The following is a 15,629-nucleotide window of genomic DNA, read 5'->3' as shown; positions in this document are numbered from 1 at the left end:
CCACTTTTCAATCGGACACCGATGTTGAAGAATCTGATCGCTGCCAGTCTCCTTACCCTTGCTTGCCTGTCGCCGCTGCGGGCCGATCCACCGGCGCTGAACACCATCGAGCGCCTTGATGCGGCGCGTTACATGGGGACCTGGTACCAGATCGCCCACTACCCGAATCGCTTTCAGGCCAAATGCGTCGGCGAAACCAGCGCCACCTACAGCCTCACACCCAGTGGTACGGTCAGCGTGCTCAATCGCTGCCGTCTGGCCGATGGCCGCATGAATGAAGCCCTCGGCGAAGCCCGCCAACTCGACGGCCCCGACTCCCCACGCCTACAAGTCCGCTTTGCCCCCGCCTGGCTCGGCTTCTTGCCCTTCGTCTGGGGTAATTACTGGATCATTGACCTCGACCCGGCATACGACCTCGTCGCCATCAGCGAACCGCAGCGCGACTATCTCTGGATCCTCGCCCGTCGGCCGGAAGTCGATCCAGCGAGGCTGGCCGCGCTCAAACAGCGCCTGGCCGGGATGGGGTTTGAGGTGGGGCGGCTGGAGTAGCTATCCGAGCGGTGCAAGAAGTACAAATCGATAACCTCAAGTAGAGCGGATCAACGTTGTCAGTGAGGGAATTCTTAATTCATTGATAATTATGGCTTTGTTTTGATGGGGGGTGAAAATTTCTGGATGTTGATTCGCAAACAGAGTGGGCTAGACACTATTGGCTAGTCACAAATGACTGTAATGAACCATTATGACTGAAGAGTATAATTATTATCTAATTTGATAAAAATCAATTTTCATTATCAGGTATTCGGTCTTATGCTGAAAAATTTCAAAATTGGAACACGCTTGTCGCTGCTATTGAGCAGTCTTATTTTGTTAATGGCGGCGATGTTTTTTGTCGGTCAGTCCGGCATGGCAAATATCAATGCAAAAGCGAATTCCATGAACAATGACCGTTGGCCCAAAGTCCTTTTGCTTCAGGAGGGGCTCGCCAGCGTAAATGGTATTGCGGTTGCGGCACGTGATTTGATGCTTGCTGAGAACAGTGAGATTGTGCAACGGCACAAGCAAAGAATCCTTGATGAACGAGCCAAGATTGGTCTTGTGTTGGGTAAATTGAAGCCCAGCCTGACTGATCCGCGCGGTATAGAACTCTTCGGAAAAATTCTTGAAGCGCGTGAGGCTTACATTGCCGGTCAAAATAAATTGATCGCATTGGCAGAGAGCGGTCGAATGCACGAAGGACGGGGCTATCTCGATGAATTTTTGATGATCGGCCGCGAATACAGAAACCGACTCAATGCCCTGATCGCCTTTCAGGGAGAGTTGATGGCCGAGGCAGGGGAAGCAGCGAATGTCGAATATGCTAATGCTCGTAACCATATGATCATCTCGGCCTTGCTTGCACTGCTCATCGCCATTGGTATTGGTATTTGGATTACACGGAGCATTACACGTCCGCTTGGCGAGGCTGTTCTTATCGCGGGTGAGTTGGAGCGAGGCAATCTGAGTGTTCGCATCGAGCACCAAGGTCAGGATGAAACAGGTCAGCTTTTGCTTTCAATGCGCAGCATGGTTAGCAAGTTGGCAGAGGTTATCGGGGAGGTAAAACAGACTGCTGATTACGTTTCTGGCTCCGCGAGTCAGTTGAATTGCAGCGCTCAAGAACTTCTCGCTTCGACAGATCGACAGGCAACCTCAACTGCTGCTTCAGCTGCGGCTGTTGAGCAGCTGACGGTCAGTATTGATCACGTGGCGACTGGTGCTCGGGAAGCGAATATCAAAGTTGTTGAGACAGGAGAAATAGCAAGTGCTAGTGGTGTGGATGTAGATGCAGCTACGCTGCAAATTCAGACAGTTGCCCAGTCTGTGGACGCCACCTCGCGAGAGATGGATCAGCTCTCTGACTCGATACGCCAAATTGGCCATGTTGCAACTGTTATTCGCGAGATTGCTGAACAAACCAACTTGCTTGCACTGAATGCAGCAATCGAGGCCGCACGCGCAGGGGAGCAAGGCCGTGGCTTTGCGGTCGTTGCCGATGAGGTCCGTAAATTGGCAGAACGGACAACAGGTTCTGTCCAAGAAATTAACAGTATGATCGGTAACATCGAACAAGGGACGCAATCAGCTGTAGCAGCAATGCGCCAGAGTAGTGATGTCGTTGCTGCAGTGGTCAGCCTGTCCGGCAAGTCGAGTTCCTCAATTCGCGACACTTGCGTTGCGACTACCCAAATCGTTCAGTCGATCAATGACATTGCATCGGCACTTGATGAACAGCGACTCGCTTCAACGGAACTGGCGACAAATGTCGAAGCTATTGCACAAATGTCAGAGCAAAACATGATATCCGTTACCGGTGTGACAGACGCTTCTCAAGGATTGGCGAATGCCTCTGAGAAACTGCGGGCTTCTGTTAGCTTCTTCCGTATCGGCTAACCTCACTTTCTTGGAGGGGAAACTTCCCCTCTAAGCGTGAGTACTGCCGAAGCAATCAGAGAAGTCCCTCTTCAGAAGATCAACACCCACCCCCCGCCTGCCTTACAATCCTCCTTTTCCCGCGCAGCACCGGCTGCGCTGACCCTTCAGGCAAGGAGCATCCATGGCGGACCGGCGCCTCCAGGTTTTTCACGCGGTGGCGAAACACCTCAGTTTTACGCGGGCGGCGGATGCCTTGTTCATGACCCAGCCGGCGGTGACCTTTCAGGTCAAGCAGCTGGAGGAGCAGTACGGCACGCGCCTGTTCGAGCGGCGGCACGGCAGCATTGCGCTGACGCCGGCGGGCGAGGTGGCCTTGCAGTACGCCGAGCGCATCCTGGCCTTGTCCGACGAGATGGATACGCGCATCGGCGAGATGACCGGCGAGATGCGCGGGCCCTTGCTGGTGGGCGCAAGCACGACGATTGCCGAGTTCATGCTGCCGCGGGTGCTGGGTGAATTTAACGCGCTGTATCCGCAGGTGCGGGCGCGCCTGATCGTGGCCAATTCCGAGAGTATCGAGTCGCGCGTGTCGGAACTGACGCTCGATGTCGGCTTGATCGAGGCGCCGTCCAAGCTGGCCGGGCTGGAAAGCCAGGTCTGTTGCGAGGATGAGCTGCAAGCGGTGTGTGCGCCGGATTATCCGCTGGCCGGGATGAAGTCGGTCAAGCCGCGCCAGCTGGCCGACTATGAATACATCTCGCGGGAGCCGGGCTCCGGTACGCGGGAGATCACCGATGCCTATTTCCGTGCCAACAAGGTGCCGGTCGAACAGCTCAAGATGCAGATGGAGCTGGGTAGCCCGGAGGCTTTGAAGGGCGTGGTGGCGACCGGTCTGGGCTTTGCCATCGTGTCGCGCGCCGTGGTTGCCAAGGAAACCCGATTGGGTGAGCTGGTGGCCGTGCCCTTGCAGCCGCCGCTGACGCGCAACCTGTATCTCATTCACCCCAAGGATCGCTTTCAGTCCCGCCTGACGGCGACCTTTATCGAATTCGCCCGCCACAAGCTGCGAGAACTCGCCGTATGAAAGTCTCCCGTCCGATCCGCGCCCGCATTGCGCCGGCTGCGCTCCGTCACAATTACCGTCTGGCCAAGCAGAAAGCACCGCAGGCCCGTGCCTGGGCCGTTATCAAGGCCGATGCCTACGGCCACGGCCAGTGGCGCGCCGTTGAAGCACTGCGCGACGAAGCCGATGGTTTTGCGCTGCTGGAAACCGAAAATGCGGTTGCCTTGCGTGAAGCCGGGGTCACCCAGCCCATCCTGCTGCTCGAAGGCATCTTCTCGACGCGCGATGCGCGGGCGCTGGTCGAGCATCGGATCAGCTCGGCGGTCCACTGCCTGGAACAGCTGGAAATGATCGTCAGCACCGTCGGCAAGACGGCTGCGCTGTCGCTCTGCGTCAAACTCAATACCGGCATGAACCGTCTGGGCTTCACGCCGGCCAATCTGCCCGCCGCACGTGCCTTGCTGGCCGAGATGCCGAATGCGGACATCACCTTGATGACGCACTTTGCCGAAGCCGATGGCGAACGGGGCATTGATTGGCAGTTGGCGCGTTTTGAGGCGATGACCGCCGGCTGGCAGGCGCCGTGTACCCTGGCCAATTCCGCCGCCATCCTGCGCCACCCGGTGGCGCACGCAGACTGGGTGCGGCCCGGCATCATGCTCTACGGCGCCAGCCCGTTTGCCGACGCTTCCGCTGAAGCGCTCGGCCTTAAGCCCGCCATGACACTGGAGAGCGCCCTGATCGGCGTGCAGACCCTGCAGCCGGGCGACCGCGTGGGCTATGGCGGCACCTTCACGGCAAGCCGTCCGATGCGTATTGGCATCATTGCCTGCGGTTACGCCGACGGTTATCCGCGCCACGCTCCGAGCGGCACGCCGCTTGCGGTGATGGGCAAGCGCACGCAGACGGTGGGGCGTGTTTCCATGGACATGATGGCCTGCGACATCACCGACATCCCGGAAGCCGGCCTCGGCGCGCCGGTCACGCTGTGGGGTGAGGGCATTGCCGGTACGGTGCCGGCCGATGAGGTGGCGACGGCCGCCGGCACGATTTCCTATGAACTTTTCTGCGCGCTGGCCCGCCGCGTGCCGCTGACGGTCGACGCCTGATTTATGGCCAAATCCAAAACCCATTACAGCTGCACCGAGTGCGGCGCAACCAGTCCCAAGTGGCAGGGCCAGTGCCCCGGCTGCGGCGCCTGGAATACCCTGGTCGAAACCCTGGCGGACAAACCCGCCAGCGGCCATCGCTTTGAAGCGCTGGCCCCCGGGGCGCGTCTGCAGAATCTGTCCGAGATCGAAGCCCGCGAGGCAGACCGCATTCCCACCGGCATCGGCGAATTCGACCGGGCGCTCGGTGGCGGCCTGGTGGCGGGCGGGGTGGTCCTGATCGGCGGTGATCCCGGTATCGGCAAGAGCACCTTGCTGCTGCAGGCGCTCGCCAGCCTGTCGCGTGATCAGAAGGTGCTCTATGTGACCGGCGAAGAGTCGGGCGAGCAGGTGGCCTTGCGGGCCCGTCGCCTGAATCTGGATACGACCCGCCTGCAGTTGATGGCGGAGATCAACCTGGAGCGCATTCTCGGCACCTTGCAGGTTGAAAAGCCGCAGGTGGCGGTGATCGACTCGATCCAAACCCTGTGGTCGGAGCAACTCTCCAGCGCGCCGGGGTCGGTGGCGCAAGTGCGCGAGTGCTCGGCCCAGCTGACCCGGCTGGCCAAAGCCAACGGCATCACGGTGATCCTGGTCGGCCACGTGACCAAGGATGGCGCCCTGGCCGGGCCGCGCGTGCTCGAACATATCGTCGATACCGTGCTCTATTTCGAGGGCGACACGCATTCCAGCTTCCGCCTGATCCGCGCCTTCAAGAACCGCTTTGGCGCAGTCAACGAGCTTGGCGTCTTTGCCATGACCGAAGGCGGTTTGAAGGGCGTGAGCAATCCGTCCGCCCTGTTTTTGTCGCAGCACGGGCAGGATGTGCCGGGTTCCTGTGTGATGGTCACGCAGGAAGGCACGCGCCCCTTGCTCGTTGAAGTGCAGGCGCTGGTCGATACCGCCCACGGCAATCCGCGCCGCCTGACGGTGGGGCTGGATGCCCAGCGGCTGGCCATGTTGCTGGCGGTGTTGCACCGGCATGCCGGGATTGTCTGCTTTGATCAGGATGTGTTCGTGAACGCCGTCGGCGGGGTCAAAATTACCGAACCTGCGGCTGACTTGGCTGTGATTTTGTCAATCACATCTTCATTGAAAAACAAGGCATTGCCAGCGAAACTTGTTGTTTTTGGTGAGGTTGGTCTGGCCGGTGAAATCCGTCCTGCGCCGCGTGGGCAGGAGCGTTTGAAAGAGGCCGCCAAACTCGGCTTCACCCGCGCCCTGATTCCGGAAGCCAACATGCCCAAGCAGCCGATTCCCGGCATGGAGATCATTGCCGTGCGCCGCGTTGAAGAAGCCGTGACGCGCATCCGGGAACTCAGCTGACGAACTTTGTGGCCGGGGCCGGTCAAATGCTGACCCTGGCCCTTTGTTTTCAGGAGTGCGAGCCTGCATGAGCCGTTACGGCCCCGATTTTGCCTTTGCCCTGCGTTGGGGGCGCCGCGAATGGCGCTCGGGCGAGTTGCGCCTGCTCTTTGCCGCGCTGGTGGTGGCGGTGGCCGCCGTGACCGCCGTGGCCTTCCTTGGCGACCGCGTGCGGCTCGCCCTGGTGCAGGAAGCGCAACGCCTGATCGGTGGCGATCTGGTGATCAGTTCGGACACGCCCTGGCCGGAAACGGTGATTGCCGAAGCGCGGCAACGCGGCCTGCAGACCGTGCCGGTGCAGACCTTTCCGAGCATGGTGCAGGCCGCAGAGGGCGTGCAGCTGGCCGACATCAAGGCCGTCGGGACCGGTTATCCCTTGCGCGGTCAACTCGGCATCCGCGATGAAAATGGCCATACGCGCAGCGTCGACCGTAGCCCGGCCCCGGGTGAAGTCTGGCCGGATGAGCGGCTGGCGGCCGCGTTGGGCGTGCAGGTGGGCGCATCGGTGCAGGTCGGGCGGCGCACGTTGCGCGTGGGGGCCATCCTGACGCAGGAGCCGGATCGCAGTTTCAACCTCTTTGCGCTGGCGCCGCGCCTGCTCATGCATGTGGACGATCTGGCCGACAGCGGCCTGAACGGTTTTGGTGCCCGCGTGCGCCATCGCTGGCTGATCGCCGGGGCGGAGGCCGATGCTTTCAAACGCTGGCTCGAACCGCGCCTGTCCCGCGGTCAACGCCTGGAAGATCTCGAAAATGCCCGCCCGGAAATCCGCAGCGCACTGGATCGGGCGCAGCGCTTTCTCGGTCTGGCCAGCGTGCTCACCGTGATTCTGGCCGCCGTGGCCACCGCCCTGACCACGCGCCGTTACCTGCAACGCCACCTCGATGCCTGCGCCATCCTGCGCTGCCTGGGCTGCACCCAGGCCGATGTGCTGCGTCTGCATGCCTGGTTGTTCGTGTTCATTGCGCTGGCGGCTGCCGTGCTCGGCAGCCTGGCCGGCGCGCTGGCCCAAACCGTCCTGGCCGACGGCTTGAGCCGCATGGCCGGCTTCAGCCTGCCCGCACCTGGCTGGACACCCATGCTGTGGGGCGGCGCAGTCGCCGCGGTCTTGCTCTTCGGCTTTGCCTTTCCGCCCCTGCTGCAACTGGCCCGCGTGCCGACCTTGCGCGTCCTGCGCCGCGAGCTGGGCGCCCCGGCGCCCGGTTTGCTCGGGGCCTACGGGCTGGGCTATGCCGCGCTCGCTGCGCTGGTTGTGCTGCTGGCCGGTGATCTGCGTCTGGGCGCGCTGGCGGCGGCGGGCTTTACCGGCGCCTTGCTGGTTTTTTGGGGCGTTGCACGAGGCGCGGTGGCGGGACTGGTGCGTCTTCGCGGCGGCGGCTTTGGCTGGCGTCAGGGGCTGGCCAGCCTTGGCCGGCATCAAGCCTCGGCGGTGTTGCAGGTGGTGGCGCTGGCCATCGGCCTGATGGCTTTGCTGCTGCTCGCCGTGACCCGCGGTCAACTGCTGGACACCTGGCAAAACGCCTTGCCGCCGGATGCGCCCAACCGCTTTGCCATCAACATCCAGCCCGATCAGCGTCAGGCAGTACAGGACTGGCTGGCCGGGCAGGGGATCGCTGCCGAGCTCTCTCCGATGGTGCGGGCGCGTTTGCTGGCCATCGACGGTCGACCGGTCAGTGCGGCCAGTTTTCCGGAGGACGAACGGGCGCAGCGGCTGATCGAGCGCGAATTCAATCTCTCCTGGCGCGCCGAACTGCCTGCCGGCAACCGGGTCAGCGCCGGGCAATGGTTTGGCAGAACCGCCTCGGCGGAGGCTTCGGTCGAAGCCGGCTTGGCCAAGACGCTGGGCATTGCCTTGGGCGACGAATTGCAATTTACGGTGGCCGGCGTTGAAAAACGTCTGCGTGTGACCAGCCTGCGCGAACTGGAGTGGGGCTCGATGCTGGTCAATTTCTTCGTGATCGCTTCGCCCGGGGCGCTCGACGACGCGCCGGCCAGCTACATCACGAGTTTTCATCTGCCGGCCGCCCGGATTTCGGCCTCAACGGCCTTGGTGCGCGCCTTCCCGAACCTGACGCTGATCGATGTGGCGGCCTTGGTGGATCAGTTTCAGGCGGTCATGGGGCAGGTCGCCCAGGCCGTGCAGTTCGTGTTCCTCTTTACGCTGGCAGCGGGCGGGCTGGTGCTGTACACCGCCTTGCTCGGCGCCTTTGACGAACGCCGCCATGAGATTGCACTGCTGCGCGCACTCGGGGCGCGCCACCGCCAGTTGCGCCAGGCCTTGCTGGTCGAGTTGGCGGCGAGCGGGGCGCTGGCCGGGCTGATCGCTGGCCTGGGCGCCAGCCTGACCGGGCATCTGATCGCCCGCAAGGTGTTCGAACTGGATCTGCCGCTGGCGCCGGGCGTGCTGCTCGGCGCGCTGGTGGCCGGGGCGCTCTTGTCCACGCTGATCGGCTGGCTGGCCTTGGGGCGCCTCCTGGAAACGCCGCCTTTGCAGGTTTTGCGGCAGGGCGGCTGAACTTGTTGTATCGCGGATAGTCAAAGGCCCGTTCACCCCGGCGGCGCACACGCGGCAGCCGTTTGCCTCAGGTAAAATACGCCATGGATTCAATTCAGCAAGTCGCCCGACCGCTTTTCGGGTACCGCAAGTTCTGGGCTCACCGTTTCGGTCCCGCGCCCTTCCTCCCGATGTCCCGTGCAGAAATGGACCAGCTTGGCTGGGATTCCTGCGACATCATCCTGATTACCGGCGACGCCTACATCGACCACCCCAGCTTCGGCATGGCCCTGATTGGCCGGCTGCTCGAAGCACAGGGCTTCCGGGTCGGCATCATCAGCCAGCCGGAATGGAATTCGGCGGATGCCTTCCGCCGCCTGGGCAAGCCCAACCTGTTTTACGGCGTGACCGCGGGCAACATGGACTCCATGGTCAACCGCTACACCTCCGACCGCAAGATCCGCTCCGACGACGCCTACACGCCCAATGGCGAACCGAACAAGCGTCCGGACCGTGCCGTGACCGTGTACGCCCAGCGTTGCCGCGAGGCCTTCCCCGGGACGCCGGTGATCATCGGCTCGATTGAGGCCAGCCTGCGCCGCATCGCGCATTACGACTACTGGTCCGACAAGGTGCGGCGTTCCGTGCTGCCGGACTCGAAGGCCGACCTGCTGGTCTTCGGCAATGCCGAGCGCGCCATCGTCGAGATTGCCCATCGCCTGGCCAAGGGCGAAAAGGTGTCGGAGATCCGCGATCTGCGCGGCACGGCCTTCATGGTGCCGTCCGGCTGGTTGCCGAGCGAGGACTGGTCGGTCATGGATTCGAGCGAAGTCGACACGCCGGGACCGCTGATGCAGCACAAGGACCCGTACGCGATGGAAGAGAGCCCGGCGAAATCGGACTGCGCCAGCGCGTCGACCGCCGGCAAGCCGACGGAGCAGACCATCCGCCTGATGCCGCGCGCCGAGCGCCTGGCGGCGCGCCGCAACCTGCGCGCTCATACCGTCGTCCGCCTGCCGTCCTACGAACAGGTGCAGGATGATCCGGTGCTCTACGCCCACGCTTCGCGCACCTTCCACCTCGAATCCAATCCGGGCAATGCGCGCGCCCTGGTGCAGGCCCATGGCGAACGTGACGTCTGGCTGAATCCGCCGCCGTTCCCGCTGTCGACCGAAGAGCTCGACGGCGTCTACGAGTCGCCCTATGCCCGCCGGCCGCATCCGAGCTACGGCGACGCCAAGATCCCGGCCTGGGAAATGATCCGGTTCTCGGTCAACATCATGCGCGGCTGTTTTGGCGGCTGTACGTTCTGTTCGATCACCGAGCACGAAGGGCGCATCATGCAGAGCCGCTCGGAGGATTCGGTCATCCGCGAAATTGAGGAAATGCGGGACAAGACGCCGGGGTTTACCGGCGTGGTCTCCGACCTCGGCGGCCCGACGGCCAACATGTATCACCTGAAGTGCAAGGACGAGAAGATCGAATCGGCCTGCCGCCGCCTGTCCTGTGTCTATCCGGACATCTGCGAGAACATGGACACGGATCATTCCCGGCTCATCTCGCTGTACCGTCGGGCGCGCGCCGTGAAGGGCGTCAAGCGCATCACCATCGGCTCCGGCCTGCGCTACGACCTCGCCGTGCGCTCGCCGGAATACATCAAGGAACTGGTTCAGCATCACGTCGGCGGCTACCTGAAAATCGCGCCGGAGCACACCGAACAGGGTGTGCTCTCCAAGATGATGAAGCCGGGCATCGGCACCTATGACCGCTTCAAGCAGCTCTTTGACCGCTTCTCCCGCGAGGCCGGCAAGGAGCAGTACCTGATCCCGTACTTCATCGCTGCACACCCGGGCACCGAAGATGTGGACATGCTGAACCTGGCGCTCTGGCTGAAGAAGAACAACTTCCGCCTCGATCAGGTCCAGACCTTCCTGCCGACGCCGATGGCGCTGGCGACGACCATGTACCACACGGAAAAGAACCCGCTCAAGAAACTGCAGCGCGAAGGCGGGGAAGTCGTCGGTTCAGTCCGCAACGGTATCCAGCGCAAGCTGCACAAGGCCTTCCTGCGTTATCACGATCCGGAAAACTGGCCGCTCCTGCGCGATGCCCTGAAAAAAATGGGCCGTGCCGACCTGATCGGCAACGGCAAGAAACAACTGGTCCCGGCCTGGCAGCCGGCCGGCACCGGCGCCAAGGCCGCCGCCATGGTCGCCCGCGATGCACGCGAGACGGCGAAATCCGCCCCGGCCCGGCCGTCGACCGGCGGAAAACCGGGGACGGGTCATGCCCGCCCGGGCGATCGCCGCAGCGCCAGCCCGCAACGTCCGGGCAGCCGCCCGACGGGCACCGAGCGTCGTCCTGCCGGCAGTTTCGGCAAGCCGTCCGGTCTGCAGAACAAAAAGCGCAAGCCCTGATTCACGGAGAACACCATGGAAGAACAACAGAACACCGTCACCACCTACGAAAAAATCGGCGGCGAAGCGACCGTCGCCCGCCTGTGCGACCGTTTTTATGAACTGATGGACGTCACCCCCCAGTTCAAGGAACTGCGCGAGATGCACCCGGCTGATCTCAAGAGCTCGCGCGACAAGCTCTACATGTTCCTCTCCGGCTGGTTCGGCGGCCCGGACCTGTTCGTCGAGCAGTTCGGCCACCCGCGCCTGCGCGCCCGCCACATGCCCTTCGCCATCGGCGTCCAGGAGCGCGACCAGTGGGTCGCCTGCATGGTGCTGGCCATGGAGGATGTCGGCATTGAAGAGAACATCCGCAAGATCCTGATCGGCAACTTCTTCAACACCGCCGATTTCATGCGTAACCGCGAGGGGTGAGTCTCCATCTGCGACTGCTTGGAACAGCAGTACGCATCCGGAAAAGGGGCCGCAAATCAGGCCCTTTTTCTTTGTCCGCCCCTGCGGCAGCTGCCCTTCATTGCGCTGTTGCCCACGCGCGAACCCATGATGCGCTCACGGTAATGCAGCGCTGTCTGGCGTGCCCGCCAAGCGTTGGGGTGCGGCTGTAATTAATGTAAATTATTCAATACAAACGATAATGTATTGAAATTAAAATAATTGATTGTTTTCGTGTCTCCCGACTCGCTGCGTGCGCCAGCGATGGCGTCGCCAATGATCCCGATTTGGAAGCCTGCGCGGTAAGTGCATGAAACACAAATTTATTTATTGCCTTCGGTCCGGAATGATGCTGCGCCGCAGCACCGGATGGTAGAATCACGCCTTTGATTTTTTTGACCAATTACGAAACCCATGTCCGTTCGCCCCATCCGCAACATCGCCATCATCGCTCACGTTGACCACGGCAAGACCACGCTGGTTGACCAACTGCTCCGCCAGTCCGGTACCTTTGCCGCCCACCAGCAGGTGGTCGACTGCGTCATGGACTCCAACGACCTGGAAAAAGAACGTGGCATCACGATTCTGTCCAAGAACACCGCCGTGGAGTACGAAGGCATTCACATCAACATCGTCGACACCCCGGGCCACGCGGACTTCGGTGGTGAAGTCGAGCGCGTGCTGGGCATGGTGGATGGCGTGGTGCTGCTGGTCGATGCCGCTGAAGGCCCGATGCCGCAAACCCGTTTCGTGACGAAGAAGGCACTGGCCCAGGGCCTGCGCCCGATCGTGCTGGTCAACAAGGTTGACCGTGACGGCGCCGATCCGGACAACGCCGTGAACCTGACCTTCGACCTGTTCGACAAGCTGGGTGCCACCGACGAACAGCTGGATTTCCCGATCGTTTACGCGTCCGGCCTGAACGGCTGGGCCGCCATGGAACTCGACCAGCCGCGCGAAAACATGAAGCCGCTGTTCGACACCATCCTGCGCCACGTGCCGGCCCCGGATGCCGATGTCGATGCGCCGCTACAGCTGCAGATCACTGCGCTGGATTACTCCTCCTACGTCGGCCGTATCGGCGTGGGCAAGATCATCCGCGGCCGCGTCAAGACCGGTCAGAACGTGATGGTCATGTTCGGTACCGATGAAGAGGCTGCCGAGCACGATCGCAACCCGATCAAGGCCAAGATTGGTCAGGTGTTCGGCTACAAGGGCCTGAACAAGGTTGAAATGGCCGAAGGTCTGGCCGGCGACATCGTTCAGATCACCGGTATCGAAGACCTCGTGCTGGGCTGCACCGTGACCGATCCGGATCAGCCGGAAGCGCTGCCGCTGCTCAAGATCGACGAGCCGACCCTGTCCATGCAGTTCATGGTCAATACCAGCCCGCTGGCCGGTACCGAAGGCAAGTTCGTGACCAGCCGTCAGATCCGTGATCGTCTGCACAAAGAACTGCTGACCAACATGGCCCTGCGCGTGCATGACACCCCGAACGGCGACGTGTTCGACGTGGCCGGCCGTGGCGAACTGCACCTCGGCATCCTGCTCGAAAACATGCGCCGTGAAGGCTACGAGCTGGCCGTCGGTCGTCCGCGCGTCGTCAAGAAGGTGATCAACGGCGTCGAGTGCGAACCGTACGAAATGCTGACGGTCGACGTTGAAGAAGATACCCAGGGTGGCGTCATGGAAAGCCTCGGCCTGCGTAAGGGCGAGCTGCAGGACATGGTGCCGGATGGTCGCGGTCGCGTCCGTATCGAATACCGCATTCCGGCCCGTGGCCTGATCGGTTTCCAGGGCGAGTTCATGAACCTGACCCGCGGTAACGGCCTGATGAGCCACGTGTTCGACGAATACGCCCCGGTCAAGGAAGGCTCTGTTGCCGAGCGTCGTAATGGCGTGCTGATCTCCCAGGACAACGGCGAAGCCGTGGCCTACGCGCTGTGGAAGCTGCAGGATCGCGGCCGCATGTTCGTCAGCCCGGGCGAAAAGCTGTACGAGGGCATGATCATCGGTATTCACAGCCGTGAAAACGATCTCGTTGTGAACCCGATCAAGGGCAAGCAGCTGACCAACGTGCGTGCTTCCGGTACCGATGAAGCCGTCCGCCTGGTGCCGCCGGTCCAGCTCAGCCTCGAGTCCGCCGTCGAATTCATCGCCGACGACGAACTGGTCGAACTGACGCCGAAGTCCATCCGTCTGCGCAAGCGTCACCTGACCGAAAACGAGCGTAAGCGCGCCCTGCGCGAAAACGCCTGATCAGGTATCCGGCATGATCTGCCCCGCTTGTGTTGAATGGGCGCGGCAACATAAAAAGGCGATCCGATGGATCGCCTTTTTTGTTGTCCTGGCCGCAGGGCTGACGCTCCTGGGGCGTTTCAGTGAACCGGTGAATGCACCGGGGTTTTGCCTGGTTTATCCCTGAGCCTGACGGTCGACCAGAAATTGATGGGCAAAATCATCGGCGGGTAGCGGTTTGCTCACCAGATAGCCCTGAATGAGGTCGCATTGGCGTGCGGCAAGCAGGGTGCGCTGCGTTTCCGTTTCAACGCCTTCGGCCACTACCTCGAGACCCAGCCCGTGCGCCATGGTGATGATGGCGCCAACCATGGTCAGATTGGCATTGCGCCCGGTTTCATCGGTCATGTCGCGGATGAAGGCGCGATCGATCTTGAGGGTGGAGACGGGAAGGCGCTGCAAGTAAGCCAGGGAGGAATAGCCTGTGCCGAAATCATCCAGCGCAATGGCAATCCCGGCGTTGCGCAATTGCTGCAACTCGCCCAGCGCCCCGGCTTCGGCATGCAGCAGGACAGACTCGGTCACCTCGACCTTCAGGCATTCCGGCGGCAAGGCATGTAATGTCAGTGCATCGAGAATGTGTTGTGCCAGACCGGCTCGCCAGAACTGGCGCGGCGACAGATTGATGGCCACCGGCGGGGCGTTGTGACCGGCCTGGCGCCAAGTCGCGATCTGGCGGCATGCGGCCTCGATCACCCATTCGCCAATGGGCAGGATGAGCCCGGATTCCTCAGCGACCGGAATGAAATGATCGGGGGGAATCTGCTGTGTGCCGTCATGCCAGCGGATCAGCGCCTCCATGCCCAACAGGCGTCCGTCGCGCGTATCGGTTTGCGGCTGGTAATACAGGGAGAGCTGGTTCTCGGCGAGTGCGCGACGCAGGCCGGCTTCCACCTGGTGTCGGCGATTGACCCGGATGTCCATGCTGCTGTGATGAAGACGGATGGCGTTGCCGCCCGCTGCCTTGGCTTCATACATGGCGGTATCGGCGTGCTGGAGCAATGTGCCGCCATCCTGCGCATCATCCGGATAAATGCTGATGCCGATGCTGACCGAGGTGAATAACTCACCGCGTTCCCCGCTGAAGGGGTGACCGATCCCTTCGCGCACGGCACTGGCTACCGAAAGGGCCAGTTCCGGCCCGGCATTCGAGTCGATCAGGACGATGAATTCGTCCCCGCCCTGGCGATACAGGCGAGCGCCTGTCGGTAACAGCGATTTGAGGCGCTGGGTGACCAGTTGGAGGAGTTGGTCGCCGGCGCGGTGGCCCAGTGAGTCATTGATGTTCTTGAAACGGTCCAGGTCGAGGAACATCACTGCGATTCGTGTCTGGCGCTGGTGGGCGCGCTCCAGCGCAAAGCCCATGTCCTGGGCGAGCAACAGACGGTTGGGCAGGCCGGTCAAATTGTCGTGCTGGGCCAGGAATTCCATCTCTTCCTGATAGTGGCGTTTGGCCGTCACATCGGTCACGGAACCAACCATCTGGTAGGCGACGCCCTTGTGGTTGCGAACGGCCAGCCCGCGTGACGCGATCCAGCGATAGCGGCCATCGCTTGCCAGGACGCGGTACTCGCAATAGAAGTGGGGGGTTTCGCCTTTGAGGTGTGTGGAGACGGCGTGATTGTAGGTGTCTCGGTCGTCCGGGTGCACAATCCGCAGCCAGGCGTGGGTGTCCTTCAGGAAATCATCGTGATAACCCAGGATTTCCAGCAGCCGATGGCCCACCTTCAACTCTTTGGTGACGGGATTCCACTCCCAGAAGCCGTCATGCGCAGCCAGCATGGCCATCTGGTAGGCCCGCTTGATTGAGCGAAAATGATGCAACTCGATGAAGGCCAGTGTGCTCAGGGCTGCGAGCGAGAGCCAGAGCAGACTCCAACTCAGGGTGATGGGGTTCAGCATAGTGGCCAGCAGGCTGATCGCCAGCAAGGCCAGGGCTGCCAACATCCATCGCGGTCGGTGTAGCGAGGTGGATGGCAGCGGCGTCATCATGGCGG

At 61.9% G+C, this 15,629-nt stretch carries 10 protein-coding genes; 9 read left to right on the top strand and 1 reads right to left on the bottom strand.

What is annotated here, in order from left to right:
- Positions 1-21: 21 nt before the first annotated feature.
- The 9 genes from AACO21_RS10570 to typA all read left to right on the top strand — a co-directional run bounded on the left by AACO21_RS10570 (position 22) and on the right by typA (position 13,593).
- Entirely contained in the window at positions 22-549 is a 528-nt protein-coding gene (locus AACO21_RS10570) for a lipocalin family protein (protein WP_346192480.1), read from the top strand.
- A 261-nt stretch (positions 550-810) separates the two neighbouring features.
- On the top strand, positions 811-2,433 hold the full coding sequence (locus AACO21_RS10565) for a methyl-accepting chemotaxis protein (protein ID WP_346192479.1): 1,623 nt from the start codon (positions 811-813) through the stop codon (positions 2,431-2,433).
- Between the two features lie 163 nt (positions 2,434-2,596).
- On the top strand, positions 2,597-3,499 hold the full coding sequence (locus tag AACO21_RS10560) for a LysR family transcriptional regulator (protein ID WP_346192478.1): 903 nt from the start codon (positions 2,597-2,599) through the stop codon (positions 3,497-3,499).
- A complete protein-coding gene (gene alr, locus AACO21_RS10555) occupies positions 3,496-4,587 on the top strand; it encodes an alanine racemase (protein WP_346192477.1) in 1,092 nt (363 codons plus the stop codon). Before AACO21_RS10560 ends, alr begins: the two co-directional genes overlap by 4 nt.
- A 3-nt stretch (positions 4,588-4,590) precedes the next feature.
- On the top strand, positions 4,591-5,952 hold the full coding sequence (gene radA, locus AACO21_RS10550; protein ID WP_346192476.1) for a DNA repair protein RadA: 1,362 nt from the start codon (positions 4,591-4,593) through the stop codon (positions 5,950-5,952).
- A 67-nt stretch (positions 5,953-6,019) separates the two neighbouring features.
- Positions 6,020-8,506 (top strand): FtsX-like permease family protein, encoded by a 2,487-nt coding sequence (locus tag AACO21_RS10545; RefSeq protein WP_346192475.1) that lies wholly within the window; start codon positions 6,020-6,022, stop codon positions 8,504-8,506.
- 83 nt (positions 8,507-8,589) lie between these two features.
- Positions 8,590-10,902 (top strand): YgiQ family radical SAM protein, encoded by a 2,313-nt coding sequence (locus AACO21_RS10540; RefSeq protein ID WP_346192474.1) that lies wholly within the window; start codon positions 8,590-8,592, stop codon positions 10,900-10,902.
- 15 nt (positions 10,903-10,917) lie between these two features.
- Positions 10,918-11,316, top strand: coding sequence for a group II truncated hemoglobin (locus tag AACO21_RS10535; protein ID WP_346192473.1), 399 nt, complete (start codon positions 10,918-10,920; stop codon positions 11,314-11,316).
- A gap of 432 nt (positions 11,317-11,748) precedes the next feature.
- Positions 11,749-13,593, top strand: a complete 1,845-nt coding sequence (typA, locus tag AACO21_RS10530) for a translational GTPase TypA (protein WP_346192472.1) — start codon at positions 11,749-11,751, stop codon at positions 13,591-13,593.
- 156 nt (positions 13,594-13,749) lie between these two features.
- Here typA and AACO21_RS10525 read toward each other — a convergent pair whose 3' ends face one another.
- On the bottom strand, positions 13,750-15,624 hold the full coding sequence (locus AACO21_RS10525; protein WP_346192471.1) for an EAL domain-containing protein: 1,875 nt from the start codon (positions 15,622-15,624) through the stop codon (positions 13,750-13,752).
- Between the last annotated feature and the right edge of the window lie 5 nt (positions 15,625-15,629).

The organism is Dechloromonas sp. ZS-1 (assembly GCF_039649255.1).
GTDB lineage: Bacteria > Pseudomonadota > Gammaproteobacteria > Burkholderiales > Rhodocyclaceae > Azonexus.
Note: the sequence above shows the minus strand (reverse complement) of the source record. Positions and strands in the feature narration are given on the sequence as shown.

Coding starts and splice junctions, on each gene's coding strand:
- AACO21_RS10525 (WP_346192471.1), bottom strand. CDS start 15,624: ATGATGACGCCGCTGCCATCCACCTCGCTACACCGACCGCGATGGATG.
- typA (WP_346192472.1), top strand. CDS start 11,749: ATGTCCGTTCGCCCCATCCGCAACATCGCCATCATCGCTCACGTTGAC.
- radA (WP_346192476.1), top strand. CDS start 4,591: ATGGCCAAATCCAAAACCCATTACAGCTGCACCGAGTGCGGCGCAACC.
- AACO21_RS10565 (WP_346192479.1), top strand. CDS start 811: ATGCTGAAAAATTTCAAAATTGGAACACGCTTGTCGCTGCTATTGAGC.
- AACO21_RS10535 (WP_346192473.1), top strand. CDS start 10,918: ATGGAAGAACAACAGAACACCGTCACCACCTACGAAAAAATCGGCGGC.
- AACO21_RS10545 (WP_346192475.1), top strand. CDS start 6,020: ATGAGCCGTTACGGCCCCGATTTTGCCTTTGCCCTGCGTTGGGGGCGC.
- AACO21_RS10570 (WP_346192480.1), top strand. CDS start 22: ATGTTGAAGAATCTGATCGCTGCCAGTCTCCTTACCCTTGCTTGCCTG.
- AACO21_RS10560 (WP_346192478.1), top strand. CDS start 2,597: ATGGCGGACCGGCGCCTCCAGGTTTTTCACGCGGTGGCGAAACACCTC.
- alr (WP_346192477.1), top strand. CDS start 3,496: ATGAAAGTCTCCCGTCCGATCCGCGCCCGCATTGCGCCGGCTGCGCTC.
- AACO21_RS10540 (WP_346192474.1), top strand. CDS start 8,590: ATGGATTCAATTCAGCAAGTCGCCCGACCGCTTTTCGGGTACCGCAAG.